The organism is Sinomicrobium sp., assembly GCA_029266035.1.
Taxonomy (GTDB): domain Bacteria; phylum Bacteroidota; class Bacteroidia; order Flavobacteriales; family Flavobacteriaceae; genus Sinomicrobium.
The window spans coordinates 1-21,271 of sequence record JAJUFH010000033.1; the positions used below are offsets into that span (position 1 = coordinate 1).

A 21,271-nucleotide genomic window follows, 5' to 3' on the forward strand; every position below is an offset into this window, starting at 1 on the left:
CTCTGATACTTTTAATTCTCCCTTTTCAATCTGACTTACCAAACTTAATTTTAAATCCAAGTCAAAAACTCGTCGGGTTCCTGATTTTTTCATGTTGTATTATCTTGCGAAAAAGGGCAACCTATTTCAGGCGTAGTCATTATTCGTCTAACAGATCGGGTCGTCTTTCTCGGGTGCGCAAATAGGCTTGTTCTTCCCTCCATTTTTCAATTTCTGGAAAATTGCCACTTAGCAATACTTCTGGCACTTTCCAACCTTTATATTCCGCAGGTCTGGTGTATACTGGGGGGGCTAGCAAATTGTCTTGGAAAGAATCGGTCAAAGCGGAGGTTTCGTCGTTGAGAACGCCAGGGATAAGTCTGATGATGGAGTCACACAGTACGGCTGCTCCCAGTTCTCCTCCGGAAAGGACATAGTCGCCTATAGAGATCTCGCGGGTGATAAACTGGTCTCTCACCCTTTGATCTACCCCTTTGTAATGTCCGCAGAGAATAATGATATTATCTACTAGCGAGAGCTGATTGGATATTTTCTGGTTTAGCGTATGTCCGTCGGGAGTCATATAGATCACTTCGTCGTATTCTCTTTCTGCTTTCAGTTTTGAAATACAGCGATCTATAGGTTCTATCATCATAACCATACCTGCTCCACCTCCAAACTGGTAGTCGTCTATGGTTTTGTAGTTGTCTGCGGCATAGTCGCGGAGGTTGTGGGTGTGTACTTCAACTAGTCCTTTGTCTATTGCCCTTCGGAGTATAGAAGCCTCAAAAGGACTTCTGAGCAATTCAGGAAGCACAGTGATGATATCAATACGCATACTGCAGGGGTTATTTGGCCTTGGAGATCTTTTGTTTGTTAATCTCATCTTGGAGCTGTCTTCTCACTTTTTGCTCCCTTTCTAGAGCCTTTTTACGGTGATTTTCATACTCCTGCTCCAGCTCTTCCAACGCTTGTTTGGCACTTTGAGTGATGATGTTACTGTTTCTAAATTTGTAGATAAAAAAGAGCAGCACCACAGTGAGCAGCGCTACAATACCCCACATGGTAGCCTTGTAAGTAGATTTGTTGATCAGAGCTCCAAAGAATGAAATGCTGTCTTTTTCATTCGTAAGGGTGTTTAGGTGTTCCTGGTTTTGAGCCAGTTCACTTTTGAGTGATGCGATTTCGCTATTCTGTGATTTTGTGAGATCGATTGCTTCCGATAAATCTTTTTCTACCCGTGCCAGAGAATCTAAAGTATTTTTTTTAAGCGTATAAAGCCAGGTTTTTTTAACGACTTTGTACTCTTGATAGTTGTTGGATCTTTGTATTACGAACTCAAATTGGTTGTTGACATCTCCTTCGGTGAGGGATAATTTGCTTTTTTGGCTGTCTTGACCGTTAGTTTGGGCGTGCGACAGCCTGCTGCAAAACAGCGATATTACAAGCGTGATACAGATGAGGTAAACGTTCTTCATTCTCATTTCAGACGGTAGTTGTTGATGATTATTATTATGCTCCGTAACGCTGTAAAGGCTGCGTTTATTGTAATGAGTGAAAAAAACAGCCCTTCGTCACTGTACTGACTGCAAAGATATGGATTATTGTGGGTTTGCAAAGTGTTGGTGTACAATTGTCTAAATGTATGTAAAGTGCAAGTAAATAAATTTTCCGATCGCGTAATATGGCTTTGAGCTCGACTGGATGCAAGAAAAGCAATGCCTTTCCTCTTGAATGTGAATGCAAGCGAAAAGGCATTGTCTTCTTACAGTAATTTGAGTATGCAGCTTATAACAGCATTTCTCAAGAGGTATTAATAATAGGTGTACCGTCTTACTTTGGCGATGAATTTAGCCAGTCGTACTACTTGTTGACTGTAGCCGTATTCGTTGTCGTACCACACGTATAATACTTGACTTTTACCATCCGCTGATACTATAGTAGCCTGACTGTCAAATATGGAGGGAGCAGAAGTTCCTACGATATCTGAAGATACCAGTTCATTGCTCAGGGAGTATTTGATTTGCTCTACCAATTCACCTTCCAATGCGTATTTTTTTACAAGTGTGTTGAGCTCCTCTCTAGTGGTATTTTTTACAGTCTCTAGGTTTAGTATAGCGAGCGATCCGTTGGGTACGGGAACGCGAATGGCGTTTGATGTGAGTTTTCCCTCCAGAGAAGGTAGCGCCTTAGAAACGGCTTTTCCGGCTCCGGTTTCGGTAATCACCATATTGAGTGCCGCTGCACGCCCTCTGCGGTATTTGTTGTGCATATTGTCTACGAGGTTTTGGTCGTTGGTATAGGCGTGTATGGTTTCTACGTGTCCTTTTGCGATGCCGAGGGTGTCTTCAATTACTTTTAGTATGGGAGTAATGGCGTTGGTAGTACAAGAAGCGGCAGAAAAAATCTTGTGTTTATCGGGGCTGTATTCATTGTGGTTTACACCGTAAACGATATTGGGCACTTCTTTTCCAGGAGCTGTGAGCAGTACCTTATCTACTCCTTTTGCTTTGAGGTGACGACTCAGTTGCTCTTTGTCTCTAAAGGCTCCTGTATTGTCTATTAGCAATGCGTTGTTGATACCGTATTTGGAGTAATCCATTTTTTCAGGATCGTCTGATGAAATCATGTGTACAGTAGTGCCGTTTACAAGCAGGCAGTTGTTTTCCGGATCGGCAGAAACCGTGCCTGGAAAGTCTCCGTGTACAGAGTCATTGCGCAGTAGTGAAGCCCTTTTTTCAAGGGTAGTACTATCTGGTTTACCTCTGGTGACGATAGCTCTGAGTCGCAGCTGACTCCCTTTTCCGGTACGTGTCATAAGCTCACGAGCTAGTAGACGACCTATTCGTCCAAAACCAAAGAGCACTACATCTCTGGGTTGTATTTCTTCGCTGTTTTGAGCGTCTTTCAATTTGTCGTAAACAAAAGCTGTTGCATTGCTGTATTGAGCCTCTTCCAGATGGTATTCGTAAGTGAGTTTCCCTATGTCTATTTTGGCCGGCGGAAGATTCATCTGTTTGATGATCCGAGCGATCTCCACAGTGTCGAATATAGAAATGGGTTTTTCTACAAAAGCTCCAGCGTATTCGTGCAGGTTGATAATCTCACTGACACTTCGGTCGATGAGCTGATTTCGGAAGAGGACCAGTTCTACCGAGTTGTCGTACCAAAGGTCACTGATGGTCTTGATGAATTCAACCGAGGCTCTGCGGCGGTCGGCCTGGAAAGCCAGTTCCTTTTCGTAGGTTTCTGTAAAACTCATTTGTGTTGTGTTTTTGTTCCTATCGACACAGTTAGGTTATTCCTTTTTACAACTGTGCCGAATAGAAGTTTAGTATTAAAATTTCGGCAAAAATATGGATTTCAAACGTTTTCGTAAAGGTTTTTTGAATATAAAGATTTGAGAGGAGATTTGGTGATGGGGAGAGTTGGTGATGAGGAGATTTGGTGAAAAGGAGAAGAGGGGATGTGCGGTGTCATCCGACCACCGGCCTGTCCGCCTAAGGAGAAAGGGATCTCAGGTTTAGATGGTTTGTAGGTTCTTGGTGGTTTTTCGTGTTTTCGTTTTTCTGCATTTTCATCTTTTCGTTTTCTAGCGCTGGCATTCCGATATTTCCCAAGTTCGAAGCCTTTCCAGAAATAAGTTGAATTCCCGCGGAATTGCGTTCGCGATAGCGAAGAGAGCATGAAGCGGGAATTCAGCTGGTTCCCCGGTGTGCCGGGGAAATTTCCTTAAAGGCTTCTTGATTTTTTGCTTCGTTTTGTATCAAGACAAAATGAAGGAAAGGTTTAGTTTGAGACGCGGAGATATGGAGGTGAGGAGACGCGGTTATGGGGAGACTTGGAGATGGGGAGACTCGGAGATGGGGAGAGTTGGTGATGAGGAGATATGGAGGTGAGGAGACTTGGTGATGGGGTGTCCCGGCCGTGGCCGGGAGTATTGAGAACTGTGACTTAAGCTTTTTGTGATTGCTCGTTGTAGTATGCAAAAGATTGAACGAGTAGGTCGTCGTCTGCACGTGCGTCGATCACCGGGGTGCCTATGTCTTTGAGCAATAGGAAATTGATGTGACCGTGCGTATTTTTTTTGTCGTATTTAAGATAAGAGAGAATAGGAGCTATATCTTTTTGTTCAATGACAACTTTAGGGAAGTAGGAGAGGATGACTCGGGTAATGTCTTCCAGTTTTTCTTCGGGAAATTGTTGAGTTTGAACCGATAGCCAGGTTTCCAATATCATGCCAATAGCGATGGCTTCTCCGTGGAGCAAAGTCATTTTTTCCGGAGCCTGAAGGAAATAAGACTCTATGGCGTGCCCCAGGGTATGCCCAAAGTTGAGCGACTTTCGCAATCCCGCTTCACGAGGATCTTGCACCACGATGTTGTTCTTGATGATGATGGAGTCGCGAATGAGCTTGTCTAAATCACTGATATCTAGGGCTGAAAGATCGCGAAATGCTGCCCAGTAATTTTCGTCCTGTATCAGCCCGTGTTTGAGCATTTCTGCGAGTCCGCTTCGCATCTCGTCGAAGGGTAGGGTTGTGAGCATGGAAGTATCGACAATCAGTATTCCAGGAACATTGATAACCCCCACTTGGTTTTTGAGTGGACCGAGGTCGACTCCAGTTTTTCCACCTACCGAGGCATCAACCATAGCCAGAAGCGAGGTGGGAACATTTACAAAATCAATCCCTCTCATAAAGGTCGAAGCTACAAAGCCTCCCAGGTCGGTAACAACTCCACCACCGAGGTTTATAAGCAGACTTTTTCTGTCGGCTCCAAGTTCTGACAGCACCTGCCACACCTCGTTACAAGTGGCGATAGTCTTGTGGATTTCGCCAGCTTCTATTTCGATGATTTCTGCATTAAAATCGGCAGGCATTTTTCCCATAAACGCAGGAATGCAGTGTTCGTTGGTGTTTTCGTCCGTCAGTATAAATATACGCGACGGATTTCGCTGCTGAATATAGTGATTTAGCTGTTCGTAACCGTCTTCGTTGAAGTAGATGGAATAACCGTTGCATGAAATTGGTGCTAACATAGGTGTGGTTTTGCAAAAGAATAGGGTGTAAAGGTATTAAATAATGTTTGAATTTTAAGTCTTATGACAAAATTGCGGCTATGTGTGAGTATCGACAAAATAAGCGGTTTTGGAAGAGCGAGAATCAGGGTTTTATCCGACTTGTACTCGAGCTTTGTATTTTGTTTTAAACAAAAAGAATTCAAGCTTTTGAAAATCAAAAATATAATTGTAATTTTGCACTCCTTTTTGGGCGAAGTAAGAGGGAAAAGGATATTTTAATCTCATTATTAATTTCTTTCGCATTCACAAGCCTAGCCTCTTGTGTGGATTCGGAATACAAATTTAACTCAGCAATGGCTGACACAACAAAAACAGCTCAGGATGTTCAGAGTCCTGAAGAATTTTTAGCAAACTTCGACTGGCACAACTACGAAGAAGGTATTGAAAAGGTTGAAGACGACAAACTCAAGGAGTTTGAGAAGCTCGTAGAAGATAACTTCGTAGACACTGCCGATGAGGAAGTGGTAGAAGGAGAGGTAGTACACCTTACCGACAGAGAAGCTATCATCGACATCAACGCCAAGTCTGAAGGTGTTATTTCTCTCAACGAATTTCGTTACAATCCCAATCTGAAAGTAGGAGACAAGGTAGAAGTTCTTATCGATGTTCGCGAGGACAAGAGCGGGCAGCTTGTACTTTCTCACAGAAAGGCGCGTACGATAAAAGCTTGGGATAGAGTAAATGCAGCTTACGACAATGGCGAGATCGTAAACGGTTTTGTGAAGTGTAGAACTAAAGGAGGTATGATTGTAGATGTATTCGGTATCGAAGCCTTCCTTCCAGGATCTCAGATCGATGTAAAACCTATTAGAGATTACGATCAGTACGTGAGCAAAACCATGGAATTCAAAGTGGTTAAAATCAATCACGAATTCAAAAACGTCGTGGTTTCACACAAAGCACTGATCGAAGCGGATATCGAAGAACAGAAAAAAGAGATTATCAGCCAACTCGAAAAAGGACAGGTACTCGAAGGAGTGGTCAAAAATATTACTTCATACGGGGTGTTTATCGACCTCGGAGGTGTAGACGGACTTATCCACATTACCGACCTTTCATGGAGTCGTATCAATCACCCGAGTGAAGTTGTTGAACTGGATCATAAACTGAATGTGGTAATCCTCGATTTCGACGATAATAAATCGAGAATACAACTGGGTCTGAAGCAGCTTCAAAAGCATCCATGGGAAGCGCTTAGCGATGAAATCAAGATTGGAGATAAGGTAAAAGGTAGAGTAGTGGTTATAGCCGATTACGGTGCCTTTATCGAAGTAGCCGAAGGTGTTGAAGGACTTATCCACGTTTCGGAAATGTCTTGGTCTACTCACCTGCGTTCTGCTCAAGACTTTGTCTCTGTAGGAGATGAGGTAGAGGCTGTTGTGCTTACTCTCGATAGAGAAGATCGCAAAATGTCTCTCGGTATCAAACAACTCACACCCGATCCGTGGACCGATATCACTAGCAAATATCCTGTTGGGTCTAAACACGAAGGAATCGTACGTAACTTTACCAATTTCGGTGTGTTTGTAGAATTGGAAGAAGGAATTGACGGACTGATTTATATCTCCGACCTTTCTTGGACCAAGAAAATAAAACACCCATCTGAGTTTGTAGCTGTTGGCGATAAACTCGAGGTAGAGGTTCTGGAATTGGATGTAGAAGGACGCAAACTGAGTCTGGGTCACAAACAGACTACAGAAAATCCTTGGGACAAATACGAAAGCGAATTTGGAGTAGGTACTGTACACACTACCGAAGTTGACGAGATTGTCGACAAAGGTGCAACTATAAACCTGAACGACGATATCGTAGCTTTTGTTCCTTCACGTCACATGGAAAAAGAAGACGGTAAGAAATTGAAAAAAGGAGAAACTGCAGAATTCAAAGTTATTGAGTTTAACAAAGAATTCAAAAGAGTAGTGGCTTCTCATACCGCCATCTTTAAAGAACAAGAAGAGAGAAATATCAAGGCAGCAAATAACAATAACGCTGTAGAGAAAACCACACTTGGCGATCTCGATGCCTTAGCAGAACTCAAAGAGAAGATGGATAAGGAAAGCAAATAGTTTTTTTGTTCATAATAAGTAGACAAAAACCTGGCGAATCGCAATGATTTGCCAGGTTTTTGTGTTTAAAAGAAAAGTAGTTATTCGAGTAGTCTCATTATGTCAGGGTACTGAACAATATTACGGATAGGTTGATAAAAACACTAGTCAGCAATATGTGAAAAGTGGTTTTCGGTTTTAGACCTGCAAGCACAGCAGTGTTGTATCCCATACAAACGCAAGTAATCAGAAATAATTGAATCATTTCTGTCGTACTAAATCCTTTCGACAACACAATCATAGCAGTAATGCCACCCAAACAGCTCGATATAAGTATACCAGCTGTTATGGACATATAAAACGACTTTTCGAAAGCATTGAACAATTTTTGGTAATAAGACATAGCAATAATTTTAAAGATATTAGAACCGGTATAAAATTAGGCGTTGCACTAGGTTGATTTTATGACCTAGGTCATAAGAACTGGGTTTTCTTAATATCTTTGAGTTTGCAGCACAATGCCGCTTTGATTGAAAAAAGATGACGAATATTGTATGATATCCGGATTTGATTTTCCATCTTTGAATATTACCAGTAGAAGAGAAACCAGAATATTTTATATAAAGTTATGATAGATCCCGATTTACTTATCGATTTTGGAGCGGAGCTCATCTGTTATGACAAGGGTGATATTATCTTTTACGAAAAACAGAGTGCCAGTAATTATTTTCAGATTCTTTCGGGGCAGGTTAAGATGAATAATTTTACCGAAGAGGGGAAAGAGTTTATACAAGGGCTGTTTTCTGAGGGCGAAAGTTTTGGCGAGCCCCCTTTGTTTGTCGATATCAGTTACCCAGCCAACGCAGAAGCACTGACCGACTGCCGCATATACCGCCTTTCTCGCGCCGGACTCTACAGACTTTTGGAAACGCATTCTGATGCGCATTTTAAGGTTACCCGAGCTATGGCAGGGAGGTTGTATTACAAGGCTATCATGGCCAATGAACTTTCAGGACAAGAGGCAGAACACCGAATATTGAGGTTGCTAGACTATTTGAAACAGTATGTGTATCATTTAGAGGACCCATTTTCTTATAGGGTAGATCTCACGCGACAACAAATAGCCGATCTTACCGGTTTGAGAGTGGAAACCGTGATACGAGCCGGGAAATCTTTGGAACAAAAAGGAGAGTTGCGATTTGTAAATCGAAAAATGTATCGCTGATATAGGGATTGCCCTTGGGTGGGAAACTGAAGTGAAAGCAGTTCTTTCACTAGTTTTTTGGGAGGTGAGAATAGATGAAAAGAAAACGGGCAGCTGTAGCGACTACAACTGCCCGTAATAATTATTTAAGCTGATAGCTATTTTGCACCCTTCTCAATAACTTTTCCTTTGATTTTAAGAGCTACGGTTGCAGTTTCTGCATTGGAGGTCACATTGACTGTCTTTCTGATGGGACCTACTCTATTGGTGTCGTACTTTACCTCAATACTACCTTTGGCACCGGGTTTTACCGGATCAGATGTCCATTTAGGAACAGTACAACCGCAAGAGCTGGTTACATTAGAGATAACCAAGGGAGCGTCACCTGTATTGGTGAATTCAAAAACGCGAACTCCGTTGCTACCCTGTTCGATTTCACCGTAATCTATGGTGTCCTCTTTAAAATCAATTTTTGCTACTTTTTCCTGAGCGTGCACGGATAGAGTCAACGTACTGATAAACAGAAAAATTGCTAATTTTTTCATGTGTTTTAATTTGTGGCAGCCTGCATACAGACCGTCTGATTATTTTAACTAAGAACGTTTAAAATAGGGGCTAAAGGTAACTACTTTTTCTACTTCCGCAAAATTATAATCCAATTTACTAAAGGTGAATACACCAAAAAAAATATGTGATTTTTGGCAATTACACCAATTGGAACACCCCTTTTGTTTTCTTTGTTTTTGTCGCTTTTATAATCCTACAGATATAACTACTTTTGCAGCACTAAAGACAAAAATCGTTCCACAATGAATATTCCATCAAAATACGAATCTTCAAAAATAGAAGAGAAGTGGTACACCTACTGGTTGGAAAACGAGTATTTTCGTTCCGAACCGGATCATCGGAAGCCTTATACTATAGTGATTCCTCCACCCAATGTTACCGGTGTACTCCATATGGGACATATGCTCAACAATACCATACAGGATGTTTTGATTCGCCGCGCGCGTTTAAAAGGATATAATGCCTGTTGGGTGCCAGGTACAGATCACGCATCTATAGCCACCGAGGCCAAAGTAGTGGCAAGACTGAAGGAAAGGGGAATATCGAAGAACGATCTCTCCCGTGAAGAATTTTTGGAACACGCATGGGATTGGACCAGAGAGCACGGAGGAATTATATTGGAACAACTGAAAAAGCTCGGAGCTTCATGCGATTGGGATAGGACGAAGTTTACGATGGACGACGATATGTCGGCATCGGTGATAAAAGTTTTTGTCGATTTGTACAACAAGGGGTTGATATATCGAGGCTACAGAATGGTAAACTGGGATCCTGAAGCCAAAACCACTTTGTCTGACGAAGAGGTAATACACGAAGAACGACAAGGTTTGTTGTACTATGTTTCGTATCCCATAGAAGGAGAAGACGAGAAAATAGTCATCGCGACCACCCGCCCGGAAACTATATTGGGAGATACAGCGATCTGTATAAATCCACACGACGAACGATATGCTCATTTGAAAGGAAAGAAGGTTGTTGTGCCTATTTGTAATCGCGTAATACCTATTATCTTCGATGAGTACGTAGATATGGAGTTTGGTACAGGTTGTCTGAAGGTAACTCCGGCGCATGATGTAAATGACAAAAACCTGGGAGACAAGCACAATTTGGAAGTTATCGATATACTCAATGATGACGGAAGCTTGAATGCCTATGGTTTGCATTACGAAGGAAAAGACCGCTTTGTTGTGCGCAAGGAGATAGCGCGAGAATTGGAAGAGAAAGGATATCTGCTGAAAACGGAAAAACACCTGAACAAGGTGGGGACTTCTGAAAGGACTAAAGCGGTGATAGAACCCCGTCTTTCTGATCAGTGGTTTCTCAAAATGGAAGAGCTGGCCAAACCGGCTCTGAAGGCAGTGTTGGAAGATGAAGAAGTTCGTCTGTTTCCGAAAAAATTTGAAAATACCTATCGTCACTGGATGGAGAATATTCGAGATTGGAATATTTCGAGACAGTTGTGGTGGGGACAACAGGTTCCTGCATATTATTACGGGGAAGGCAAAGAAGATTTTGTAGTGGCAGAATCGGCCAGTGAGGCCTTGATTCTCGCTCGTGAAAAAACCGGGAATAGTACGATGTCGCTTTCCGATTTGCGTCAAGATCCGGATGTGCTCGACACTTGGTTTTCTTCTTGGCTTTGGCCGATAAGCGTGTTTGGAGGAATATTAGAACCCGAGAATAAGGAGGTGAAGTATTACTACCCGACCAACGATTTGGTAACCGGACCAGATATATTGTTTTTCTGGGTGGCTCGTATGGTAATGTCGGGTTATGAATATCGCGACGAAAAACCCTTTACCAATGTTTATCTCACCGGACTGGTAAGAGATAGTCAAAGGAGAAAAATGTCAAAATCTCTGGGGAATTCTCCAGATGCACTCAAGCTTATTTCAGATTATGGAGCCGATGGAGTTAGGGTAGGATTGTTGTTGAGTGCAGCTGCAGGTAACGATCTTCTTTTTGACGAGGCACTGTGTCAGCAAGGAAAGGGTTTTGCCAACAAAATATGGAATGCTTTTAGATTGGTAAAAGGATGGGAAGTATCGGAAACCGAGGCGAAGACTCCCGTGTCTGAAGTCGCCGTAAAATGGTACCGATCAAAATTTGCTCAAACCCTTGCCGAAATTGAGGATCATTTCAGTAAATACAGAATATCGGATGCCCTTATGGCTACTTACAAACTGGTGTGGGAGGATTTTTGTTCCTGGTTTCTCGAAATGGTTAAACCCGCATACGGAAGTCCAATAAACAAAGAGACCTACCAAAAGGTAATTGAAATTTTTGAAGATAACCTCAGAATATTGCATCCCTTTATGCCGTTCCTGACAGAGGAAATATGGCAGCATGTCGAAGAGAGAAGAGTTGAAGAAGCTCTGGTTGTAGCACGTTGGCCAGAATACGCCGATTTAGATGAGAATTTGCTGGAAGGATTTTCGCTTGCAGCCGAGGTGATTTCAGGTATACGAACAGTGCGCAAAGAAAAAAGCATTCCTTTTAAAGATTCATTGGAATTGTATACCGTTGGATTGAAGAGTGATTTAGATAGTGAATTGGCAGATGTTGTTCGAAAGTTGGGCAATATTTCAACAATAGGAGAGGCTCAGGAAAAGACTGCCGGAAGTGCGTCGTTTAGAGTTGGAGCCCAAGAGTATTTTATACCGTTGAGCAGTGCTGTAGATGTGGAAGCAGAAATAGAAAAACTTCAGGAAGAATTGATTTATGTAGAAGGTTTTCTCAAATCTGTAAGAGGTAAATTGGCCAACGAACGCTTTGTGAATAACGCCCCCGAAAAGGTGGTGGCGATAGAGAAACAGAAGGAAGCGGATGCCTTGGCTAAAATTGAAACAATAAGAGATAGCTTGGCCAATCTACAAGAGAAGTAATCTTTTTCTCTCTTTTTTTATACTGCCGGTTATTTTAATTGAGAAGAGCTTATACAGGTATAGTTGTTTTTAACTAGCTGGTTTTTAGGAGTTTGTTTGTTTTTTGTAAAAAAAAAGCCTTTTTTTGTAAAGTGAGATACTAAAAAAAGATTAAAAAAGTTATTAAGTTTAGAGAAATCTGTATTACATTCGCGTTAGCATTTGTATATTTTAGGAAACAATCATTTAAGAAATTTATTACTAAACACTTGATTATGATTATGAAAAAGTTAATGTACACATCACTGTTTGTAGGGTTATTTGCTACTGGCATTACTGCGCAGGAGATGAATACTACAGCTGAAGTTCCTGGACCAAACTTTAACAAGTGGTCTATTGAAGTGAATGGAGGTGTCAATAAGCCACTTCGTCCGTTGGCTGGAGGGTATTATTCTAACACTCCCGATTTTCTTCACCTCGACCTGGGTGTTCGTTATATGCTTAACGAAAAATTTGGTTTGAAACTGGACTTCGGATACGATAAATTCGAAGGAGGTAAAAATTCCCTGGATTTCGAAAGTAAATATTACAGGTTCGACTTGCAGGGGGTAGCTAACTTGGGAAGAATTATGAACTGGGAAACGTGGACTAAAACTTTCAACCTTTTAGGACATGCCGGTGTTGGATATTCTTCATTGAGCCCTGATCAAGGACCTATCTCTGACGATAATGACGCAATGGCAAACATTATGGCTGGTCTTACTGCACAAGTTAGATTGGGGAATCACGTAGCTCTTACTGCCGATGTTACAGGTATAGGGCACGCCCTTCAAGATCGTACTTTCGACGGTATGAACAAAACCAATGTTCGCGGGTTTAACGGAATGATGATGACTGCTTCCTTAGGTCTTACATTCTACCTTGGAAAAGCTCAACACCACGCAGATTGGTATCTCAGAGAGAACGATGCTCTTAACAACCTCGCTACACGTGTAGACGATATCGAGGGAATGCTTCAAGATACAGACCGCGATGGTATTCCAGATTACCTAGATCAAGAGCCAAATACTCCTACAGGAGTTTCTGTTGACAGATTCGGTAAAGCTAACGATCTGAATGAAAACGGAGTGCCAGATGATCTAGAAGGAGCTCTTGATATGAGATATGCTTCTAAAGAAAGTCTTGACGGTCTTGATACCGGAGGAGATCCTGTTAAGAAATTGATCGAAAACGGATACGTAAACGTATACTTTGGATTCAACAGCAGCAAACCTGCAGTGTACTCATTCGACGCTATCAACTACTTGGTTAAGTATATGAACGAGAATCCTTCAGCTCAGGCTGAACTGCTCGGATATTCTGACGAGATAGGTGGAGACAACGAATACAATACTACACTGTCTGAAAGAAGAGCTAAAGCAGTATACGATATACTGGTATCTTCTGGAGTTGATGAGTCTAGATTGTCTTATAGCGGTCAAGGTGTTGACAGCAGTGTAGATAAAGAATCTGCAAATGCTCGTCAGATCGTAAGACGCGTGACTTTCAAATTGAAATAATCGATGCTGAGTAGGCAAAATTAGTGTCTCAATAAAATCGAAAATCTAATATCAAAAGATCCTTGGAGTTTATTCCAGGGATCTTTTTTTGTTTGTGGCTATTAAAGCTTTATTTATGCAACACGAATTTCCTACAATCTTGCAGGGGCTTGCCAGTTTTCAACCAATTACTTTGGTTTGCAAGCCGGCGATTCTTGGTGGTTGTTAGCGTTTAAAATCGAAGTAGTAAGGCTTGAAGTGGAATAGCGTTATTAGCTTGGGAGGGTGGAGTAGTATTTGTTCAAAAAAGATTTTTGAAGTAAAGGAGATAGTGAAAGCTAGCCGTATTTTGCGAAACTAGGATTTGTTGAAATGGGCAGTGACGAGGGCGATGTATTTTTCCTTAGCCTCTCTTTCCGAAACATTTCTGGCCTGGAAAAGCGCATTGGCTTTAAAGGCGTTGATGAGTGGTTTTCTACTTCCTGGATTGTCGTAGTTTTTATTGGCTATTTTGTAATAGGCGTAAAGGCGTAGCAGAAAATCTGCCGGTAAGGGGTCAGTGTAATTATTGACGAGCTCTACAGCGTCTTCAAAGGCCTTGTCCAGATCGTCATTCATTTCCTTGGTATTCATTGTGAAAATTGTAGTGGTTGTTATCTTTCAGCTATAACGTTTATACCTCCTTTGACATGTTGATTGAGTTTGACCTTTACATCGGCGTCTAAGGGTAGTAGGAGATCTACTCTAGATCCGAACTTGATAAAACCTGCATCAGTTCCCTGTACGGCTCTATCACCCGGTTTGGCATAGTTTACAATACGTCTGGCCATAGCTCCTGCAATTTGCTTGTACATCACCTCTCCCCAAACAGAATTTTTAACGACCACAGAGGTGCGTTCGTTGTCTTCAGACGACTTGGGGTGCCAAGCTACTAAATACTTGCCAGGGTGGTATTTACTGTACACTACATCGCCTCCAAGAGCATATCGGGTAACATGAACATTTATAGGAGACATAAAAATAGAGATTTGGAGTCGCTTTTCGTTGAAGTACTCTTTTTCTTCAACTTCTTCTATAACCACAACCTTACCATCTACCGGAGCTATGATATGGTGGTCGTTAAGCGGTGTTTTACGCTTGGGGTTTCTGAAAAATTGTATGATAAGTACAAAGAAAACAATAGTGACTATTTGTATAGACAATCCGATCCATTTGGTTGCAATGAGATACTCAGCACCCAATACTACAATTGTAGTGATAAAAAAAGCTGTGAGTATAATACGGTGTCCTTCTTTATGAAACATAATTAAAAAGTTGAATGGTCAGATATACAAAAGGAGCCATAAAGATAAGGCTGTCTAGCCGGTCTAGCAATCCCCCGTGTCCTGGAAGTATGGCACCGCTGTCTTTAACACCGGCCATTCTCTTAAACTTAGATTCTACAAGGTCTCCAATACTGCCAGTAATAACTACGATTAACGCCATAATAATCCATTGAAGGGTATTCATATTGCTGTTGTAATTCGAAATGATATAAGCGCCTAAAACCGTAAAAATACATCCTCCAATAAAGCCTTCTACTGTCTTTTTGGGAGATATACTCGGAAACAGTTTGACACGACCTATGCTTCTCCCCACTAGGTAGGCAAAAGTGTCGTTAACCCAAATCAGTATAAAAATACCTATTATAACATATTTGGCAAAAAAAATGTCTTTATTTTGATAGGGAACCATCGTCAGGAAAATACATCCACCACCTATATACAGTAAGGCGAGGAGGAATTTGTGCCACTGCGAGAGTTTTTTTAACTGACTACCGGAAAAGAGGATGACTATAAGCAGCAGATTTACTGCAAGGGTAGCAGCTAATAAGATGTATACAGCAACTTGTTGTTGTACGAGATGGACAAACAACCACCACAGAAATAGAAAGGCAATAAAAATATAGTAGTGTCTGAGTTTGATAAGTTTTTTGAATTCGTAGATGCATACTAATCCGAAAGACAAAAAGAGAAAATTGAAAGCGTGACTGCTTAAAAAGACAGCGGATAAGAGTAGGAAAACATAGAGAATGCCTGTGATGGAACGCGCAAAAATGTCTTTCATTCTACAAATCTTCGAGAAGTAGCAAATATAGGTTTTTTGAATTACTTCCGTAGGTAAGAAAGTCCTTTTCTCCTTGGGTGTTAAAATGTTTTATGGTAGTAATATTGGTTGGGATATGATCTTTGTTTTTATTTTTTATCCCGCGAAGTCCTTCGCCAATAGTATTTACGAGCTGACTTGTAGTAGCAAAGATAATGAGGTTGTCTGGAAGATCTTTAAGTTTTAACTCACCTATCTGATTAGAACTAACCAAAATAGCTCCATTGTCGGCTACGAGGTTTTCGCAGGTGCTTATAAAAGCTGTACTGTCTTGTAACTTTGAGGAAAACCGCCCTCCTAATGTCTCAAAACGCTGTCTGAGATTGTTGTTGATGCAAAAAAAATGTTCTCCCTTCCAATTGTTTTCCAGTAAAATATTACTAAAGCTATCGTAGATTTCATCTATGGAATCGCAATAGATAAACTTCCCTCCGTTCTTTTTAAAATTTATAGTAAATCTTTCATCGACAGGAAGCTCGAGATCGGGCATAAACTTTCCTCTTTCCTCGATAGAATCTTCCCCGTCTCGAGGTTTGTTTATATAGTCCAAAATCTTTTTAAACAGCTTCATTCAGTATTCAACGAAAAAAAATGGATATTATTATTGCACTATCGCTTATTGTCGGTTCTATAATAGGAGTGCCAACGACTGTACTGTAAAGTTAAATAATATTATTTAGTTATTAGCACCCATGCAGCTTATTGAACCACAATACCTCATTAACCATTAATTCATTATTAACTCAATAACCTACTAACCCAATAACCACTATTTATTGCTCAGTTATCTCCTCTTCCTCTTCGGTTTCTTTTTCAAAAGGTCTCTTGCCAAAAATCCGTTCGAGGTCGTCTTTAAAAATAACCTCTTTTTCCAACAGATGTTCGGCCAACTCTATAAGTTTGTCCTTGTGTTTTGAAAGTAAATCTATAGCTCTTGCGTATTGAATTTCAACAATATTAGAAATCTCCTTGTCTATTACGATAGCGGTTTCTTCGCTATACGGTTTGGTAAAGCCGTATTCATTTTGTCCGCTTGAGTCGTAATAGGTGAGGTTTCCTATTTTTTCATTCAATCCGTATATGGTAACCATGGCTCTAGCCTGTTTGGTCACTTTTTCGAGATCGCTAAGCGCACCGGTAGAGATTTTGTTGAACATTACCTTTTCGGCAGCTCTTCCTCCAAGAGCGGCACACATTTCGTCCAACATTTGTTCGGTGCGAACAATAAGTCGCTCTTCAGGTAAATACCAGGCAGCTCCGAGGGATTGTCCTCTAGGCACTATGGTCACTTTTACCAGAGGGGCTGCGTGTTCTAACATCCAGCTCACTGTGGCATGACCTGCTTCGTGATAGGCAATGGTCTTTTTCTCTTCGGCAGTTATTATTTTGTTTTTCTTTTCCAGTCCTCCAATGATACGGTCTACTGCATCGAGAAAATCTTGTTTGTCTACCGCTTTTTTACCATTTCGGGCAGCTATGAGAGCAGCTTCATTACATACATTGGCTATATCTGCCCCCGAAAATCCCGGAGTTTGTCTCGCGAGAAAATCGAGATCTAGTTCTTCAGAAGTTTTTATAGGCCTTAGGTGCACTTGGAAAATCTCTTTACGCTCGCGTATGTCTGGCAGGTCTACAAAAATTTGTCGGTCAAAGCGTCCCGCCCGCATCAAGGCTTTATCGAGTACATCAGCTCTGTTGGTGGCGGCTAATACGATGACATTGGTATTAGTGCCAAAGCCGTCCATTTCTGTCAGTAATTGGTTTAAGGTGTTTTCTCTCTCGTCATTAGATCCCGTAAAATTGTTTTTCCCACGAGCCCTTCCTATGGCATCTATTTCATCGATAAATATGATAGATGGTGATTTGTCTTTTGCCTGCTTAAACAAGTCTCGAACTCTCGAAGCACCTACACCTACAAACATCTCCACAAAATCGGAACCCGAAAGTGAGAAGAATGGCACTTTGGCTTCTCCCGCTACTGCCTTGGCCAACAGGGTTTTTCCCGTACCAGGCGAACCGACAAGTAGGGCACCTTTGGGTATTTTCCCTCCGAGAGAGGTGTATTTTTCAGGATTTTTCAGGAATTCTACGATTTCTTGAACCTCTTCTTTAGCACCTTCTAGTCCTGCCACATCTTTGAAAGTGACTTTGGTCTCCGTCTTTTCGTCAAACAACCTTGCTCTCGACTTTCCGATATTGAAGATTTGTCCTCCAGCACCGCCAGCACCACCGCCGGCCATTCTGCGCATCAGGAAAATCCATATACCGATGATGAGAATAAAGGGGAGTAGAGAGATAAGGATGTCGCTCCACGGACTCCCTTCCTGCTCAAAGAGTACTTTAGTTTGTTCAGATAAATTGTTTTCTTCAATATTTTTCTTGATGTCGTCTTCAAAGTTTTTGAGATCACCAAACTTTACATCGTATTGAGGGACAGAAGCCGCAGACGGCAGAATCGAATGATCTGTGACATCTTTGTGCACCTCCTTTTTCAAAGCCTCTTCGGTAAGGAATACCCTGGCGTGCCTCGTGTTGGAATAGACCAGGATTTTATCTACATCACCGTTTTTTATAAATTCCTGTAACTGAGAAGGAGAGGTCGTTTTTACGCTGCCTCCAAAACCACTTCCGGAGAAAAAGTTGACCCCTAGAATAATGAATAATATGACGACGTAAATCCAGTACGAACTGAACCTCGGTTTCTTGTTATTATTTTGATTTTCTTTTGTCATTCAAATGTGATTTGTCTGTAATTTTAATAATCTGTTGGTATGGAAGTTACCTTGGCATCACCCCAAAGTCCTTCGATATCATAGTATTCTCTGATGTGCTTTTGAAACACGTGTACAACGATATTGATGTAATCCATTAAAACCCATTCAGCATTATCCGTGCCTTCTATATGCCATGGTTTGTCTTTGAGTTCCTTACTAACAGTTTTCTGGATGGAGTTGACAATAGCGTTCACATGAGTGTTGGAAGTACCGTTGCAGATAATAAAATAGTCGCAGACCGTATTTTCGATATCGCGTAAATCGAGAATATCTATATCTTTTCCCTTAACATCTTCTATTCCTTTTAAAACTATAGCAATAAGTTGGTCTGCACTGTTATTCTTTTTTGTCATTAATTTTCACATGTTTAAATTTGCGCTTCGGTCTGCTCCCCATTTTTCCGGAACAGTCCGGAATTACAGTACATTTTTACAATCAGAAGCATATTACGTACAATTTACGCAAAGTTATTACTTTTTTGTTTCTTTAACTATTCTATTTAACAGAACATTTATATTCTGTATGCATATTATCAAACTTGATGCCATTGACTCTACAAACTCTTATTTGAGGTCGTTGAGTATTTCGGGAGACCCAGACGATTATACCGTGGTGGTGGCTCACAAGCAGACGAAAGGTCGCGGACAGATGGGGACTGCATGGGTCTCAGTTCCAGGTAAGAACTTGACATTTAGCGTGTATAAAAAGATAAACTGTCTTCATCGCGAAGAAGTGTTCTTTTTGAGTATGGCCGTTTCTCTGGCCGTATTACAAGCCTTGAATAAGTTTGGCATTCCGCAATTAAAAATAAAATGGCCTAACGACATTTTGTCAGCCCATCAGAAGATATGCGGAATATTGATAGAAAGTGTGATTAAAGGTGACAAACTCAGTGCGGCAATAGTCGGTATAGGGCTCAATGTAAACCAAACCGGCTTTGAGGCGTTGCCCTCAGCCGGATCTCTGAAATCGATTACGGGTATACACTACAATCTAGACGAACTACTCAACGGAATTATAACTGAATTGAAACAGTGCGAAAAGATGATAGTCGATCGGAAATTCGAATTGCTCAAGCAAAAGTACGAACAACACCTCTTTAGGAAAGACAGACCTTCTACCTTTACCAATTGTGTAGACAACACTGTTTTTATGGGCTTTATAAAAGGAATTTCCGAAGCGGGAAAATTGATTATAGCACTGGAAGATGAGGTAATTCGGGAATGCGATCTGAAAGAGGTGAAATTGATGTATTAGACCTGAAAATCAATGATAGCCTTGAGTTTTGTAGCAACCCAAGTCAGATTTAACCTTACCTCAGAGCCTTTTCATATTGTCGATTAAGGTACCTATGAAATTAGTGATAGGACCCTTTATCATCATGCCCATCATGGCGTTAAATTCTCCTTCAAAAACGAGCTGAACTTCACTTTGCTTAGCGGCAAGCTGATTGATATTTGCGGTAAGGCTAAAGGAAATTTTGCTGTCTGCCGCTCCCATGACAATGCGATCGAATTCCTGTTTTTCATTTATCGTCAAGCTAATCTGAGGCATTCCTTTTAAGGCAAATGTAAAGGTGTCTTCAGATTTAATCTCAAACATACTGGTGCTGTCGGGCATCAGTTTTTCAAAATTCCTCACATCACTCAAAAGGTGAAACATCTCTTCTTGCGATTTGTCGACAGTTGTCGTAGGACTCGTGATTTGCATTTGTTATGGCTATTAATATTCAGTTTGGGTTTACACTGTTTCAGGACTCCATATAGCGGGATTGTTTCTCCACTGTTTTAAGGTTTCCAGCTCGTCTTGACCGATATAATTGGTTTCCAGTGCCTGCTCTAGCAAGTGGTCGTAGTTGCTCAGGGTGTGTAGTGTTACTTCCTGTGCCTCAAAATTTTTGTCGGCCACCTCAAAACCATAGGAAAAAATAGCCAACATACCTTTGATTTTTGCGCCCTTGCTCTTTAGGGCTTCTACAGCCTTTAGACTGCTATTTCCAGTACTGATAAGGTCTTCTACAACAATAACACTTTGTCCGTGTTCCATATATCCCTCTATCTGGTTCTGTCTGCCGTGTTTTTTGGGTTCCGGTCGTACATATACGAAGGGCAATCCGAGGTATTCGGCTACGAGAACTCCGATGCCAATAGCTCCGGTAGCAACACCAGCAATTACGTCTGGCTTACCGTAGTGTTGCTCGATTTGCTTAGCAATCTGCTCTCTGATAAAGTTTCGGATAGGAGGATAAGACAGCGCAATTCTATTGTCGCAATAAATGGGTGATTTCCAACCGGAAGCCCAAGTAAAAGGATTTTTCGGATTCAATTTTATTGCATTAATTTGCAATAAAAGTTCTGCTGTTTTCTTAGCGGTATTTTTGTCTAAAACCATAGTGACAAATGTATGAAGTTTTTGTAAATGACCATCCAATTGTTTTGACAAATATAATTACGAAAGAGTTAAAACATAAACTGTTTTTGTTAGAAAGTGTCAACCTGGAAGAAGTTATCAGGCAGTTGAATAAAGGTGAAATTTCTGAGGCCCACCTCTACTGTCCTGAGGTAGACCAACTTTTGGAAAAATTCTGCCGCAAGATTCCGGTTGTTGTGGCTGCCGGAGGACTAGTGACCAATCCTACCGGAGAAGTGCTCTTTATCTTTCGCAACGGGAAATGGGATCTTCCCAAGGGCAAATTGGAAAAGAAGGAATCTGCCGAGAAGGCAGCCATACGCGAGGTAGAGGAAGAGACCGGTATAAAAAAACTCGAATTAGGACCCTTGTTGAACAAAACCTATCACATTTTTAAAAGGAATGGCGAGTACAAGCTGAAGGAGACATACTGGTTTAGTATGAGTAGCTCTTTTAGTGGAAAATTTCGACCACAAAACGAAGAGGGAATAGAAAAGGTAGCGTGGAAAAAAGTATCGGAAATTCCGCAGATTCTAGAAAATTCATATGCCAATATCCGATCGCTGTTTGTCAATTGATCCGAGATTTTAAACACTTTGTCTAAGTCGAGCTTTGGCCAATTGTAGTAGCTATGTTAAAAAAGCATAATTTTGTGTGATTAAAT

19 protein-coding genes are annotated in these 21,271 nt (G+C 41.2%); 6 read left to right on the forward strand and 13 right to left on the reverse strand.

The features are described 5' to 3' along the window. Window positions 1-139: 139 nt before the first annotated feature. The 4 genes from trmD to aroB all read right to left on the reverse strand — a co-directional run bounded on the left by trmD (window position 140) and on the right by aroB (window position 5,019). Complete coding sequence (gene trmD / locus ACYZZR_RS12215) at window positions 140-817, reverse strand: tRNA (guanosine(37)-N1)-methyltransferase TrmD (RefSeq protein WP_461534293.1); 678 nt, start codon at window positions 815-817, stop codon at window positions 140-142. A gap of 10 nt (window positions 818-827) precedes the next feature. Then, a complete protein-coding gene (locus ACYZZR_RS12220) occupies window positions 828-1,463 on the reverse strand; it encodes a tRNA (guanine-N1)-methyltransferase (RefSeq protein WP_461534294.1) in 636 nt (211 codons plus the stop codon). A gap of 329 nt (window positions 1,464-1,792) precedes the next feature. Beyond that, the gene (locus ACYZZR_RS12225) at window positions 1,793-3,241 is read right to left on the reverse strand and encodes a glyceraldehyde-3-phosphate dehydrogenase (protein WP_461534295.1); all 1,449 of its coding nucleotides are present in this window, start codon (window positions 3,239-3,241) and stop codon (window positions 1,793-1,795) included. A 692-nt stretch (window positions 3,242-3,933) separates the two neighbouring features. Further along, entirely contained in the window at window positions 3,934-5,019 is a 1,086-nt protein-coding gene (aroB, locus tag ACYZZR_RS12230) for a 3-dehydroquinate synthase (RefSeq protein ID WP_461534296.1), read from the reverse strand. A 335-nt stretch (window positions 5,020-5,354) separates the two neighbouring features. On the opposite strand from aroB, the gene rpsA reads away from it, so the two are divergent. After that, window positions 5,355-7,127, forward strand: coding sequence for a 30S ribosomal protein S1 (rpsA, locus tag ACYZZR_RS12235; protein ID WP_461534297.1), 1,773 nt, complete (start codon window positions 5,355-5,357; stop codon window positions 7,125-7,127). 607 nt (window positions 7,128-7,734) lie between these two features. Then, window positions 7,735-8,331: a Crp/Fnr family transcriptional regulator gene (locus tag ACYZZR_RS12240; protein WP_461534298.1), complete on the forward strand. Its 597-nt coding sequence runs from the start codon at window positions 7,735-7,737 to the stop codon at window positions 8,329-8,331. A gap of 137 nt (window positions 8,332-8,468) precedes the next feature. On the opposite strand, the gene ACYZZR_RS12245 is transcribed toward ACYZZR_RS12240, so the two are convergent. Next, window positions 8,469-8,855, reverse strand: a complete 387-nt coding sequence (locus ACYZZR_RS12245; RefSeq protein WP_461534299.1) for a DUF1573 domain-containing protein — start codon at window positions 8,853-8,855, stop codon at window positions 8,469-8,471. 264 nt (window positions 8,856-9,119) lie between these two features. Between ACYZZR_RS12245 and ACYZZR_RS12250 the strand changes: the two genes are divergently transcribed. Beyond that, on the forward strand, window positions 9,120-11,762 hold the full coding sequence (locus tag ACYZZR_RS12250; protein WP_461534300.1) for a valine--tRNA ligase: 2,643 nt from the start codon (window positions 9,120-9,122) through the stop codon (window positions 11,760-11,762). A gap of 260 nt (window positions 11,763-12,022) precedes the next feature. Next, the gene (locus ACYZZR_RS12255; RefSeq protein WP_461534301.1) at window positions 12,023-13,300 is read left to right on the forward strand and encodes an OmpA family protein; all 1,278 of its coding nucleotides are present in this window, start codon (window positions 12,023-12,025) and stop codon (window positions 13,298-13,300) included. Window positions 13,301-13,636: 336 nt separating this feature from the next. Here the strand turns inward: ACYZZR_RS12255 and ACYZZR_RS12260 are convergent, their stop codons facing one another. The 6 genes from ACYZZR_RS12260 to rsfS all read right to left on the reverse strand — a co-directional run bounded on the left by ACYZZR_RS12260 (window position 13,637) and on the right by rsfS (window position 18,551). Beyond that, window positions 13,637-13,912 (reverse strand): acyl-CoA-binding protein, encoded by a 276-nt coding sequence (locus ACYZZR_RS12260; protein WP_461534302.1) that lies wholly within the window; start codon window positions 13,910-13,912, stop codon window positions 13,637-13,639. A gap of 20 nt (window positions 13,913-13,932) precedes the next feature. Continuing rightward, entirely contained in the window at window positions 13,933-14,583 is a 651-nt protein-coding gene (locus tag ACYZZR_RS12265; RefSeq protein ID WP_461534303.1) for a phosphatidylserine decarboxylase family protein, read from the reverse strand. Then, window positions 14,573-15,385, reverse strand: coding sequence for a phosphatidate cytidylyltransferase (locus ACYZZR_RS12270; RefSeq protein WP_461534304.1), 813 nt, complete (start codon window positions 15,383-15,385; stop codon window positions 14,573-14,575). Before ACYZZR_RS12270 ends, ACYZZR_RS12265 begins: the two co-directional genes overlap by 11 nt. Before the next feature lies 1 nt (window position 15,386). After that, window positions 15,387-15,995 carry an LUD domain-containing protein gene (locus tag ACYZZR_RS12275; protein ID WP_461534305.1) on the reverse strand — a complete coding sequence of 203 codons (609 nt, stop codon included), beginning with the start codon at window positions 15,993-15,995 and terminating at the stop codon, window positions 15,387-15,389. A gap of 202 nt (window positions 15,996-16,197) precedes the next feature. Next, window positions 16,198-18,156, reverse strand: coding sequence for an ATP-dependent zinc metalloprotease FtsH (gene ftsH / locus ACYZZR_RS12280; RefSeq protein WP_461534306.1), 1,959 nt, complete (start codon window positions 18,154-18,156; stop codon window positions 16,198-16,200). Window positions 18,157-18,179: 23 nt separating this feature from the next. Next, entirely contained in the window at window positions 18,180-18,551 is a 372-nt protein-coding gene (rsfS, locus tag ACYZZR_RS12285; RefSeq protein ID WP_461534307.1) for a ribosome silencing factor, read from the reverse strand. A 169-nt stretch (window positions 18,552-18,720) separates the two neighbouring features. On the opposite strand from rsfS, the gene ACYZZR_RS12290 reads away from it, so the two are divergent. Further along, window positions 18,721-19,455 carry a biotin--[acetyl-CoA-carboxylase] ligase gene (locus ACYZZR_RS12290; protein ID WP_461534308.1) on the forward strand — a complete coding sequence of 245 codons (735 nt, stop codon included), beginning with the start codon at window positions 18,721-18,723 and terminating at the stop codon, window positions 19,453-19,455. Between the two features lie 60 nt (window positions 19,456-19,515). Here ACYZZR_RS12290 and ACYZZR_RS12295 read toward each other — a convergent pair whose 3' ends face one another. Further along, complete coding sequence (locus ACYZZR_RS12295) at window positions 19,516-19,908, reverse strand: SRPBCC family protein (RefSeq protein ID WP_461534309.1); 393 nt, start codon at window positions 19,906-19,908, stop codon at window positions 19,516-19,518. A 30-nt stretch (window positions 19,909-19,938) separates the two neighbouring features. Beyond that, window positions 19,939-20,589: an orotate phosphoribosyltransferase gene (gene pyrE, locus ACYZZR_RS12300; protein ID WP_461534310.1), complete on the reverse strand. Its 651-nt coding sequence runs from the start codon at window positions 20,587-20,589 to the stop codon at window positions 19,939-19,941. An 86-nt stretch (window positions 20,590-20,675) separates the two neighbouring features. On the opposite strand from pyrE, the gene ACYZZR_RS12305 reads away from it, so the two are divergent. Beyond that, complete coding sequence (locus ACYZZR_RS12305) at window positions 20,676-21,185, forward strand: NUDIX hydrolase (protein WP_461534311.1); 510 nt, start codon at window positions 20,676-20,678, stop codon at window positions 21,183-21,185. The last annotated feature ends 86 nt before the right edge of the window (window positions 21,186-21,271 follow it).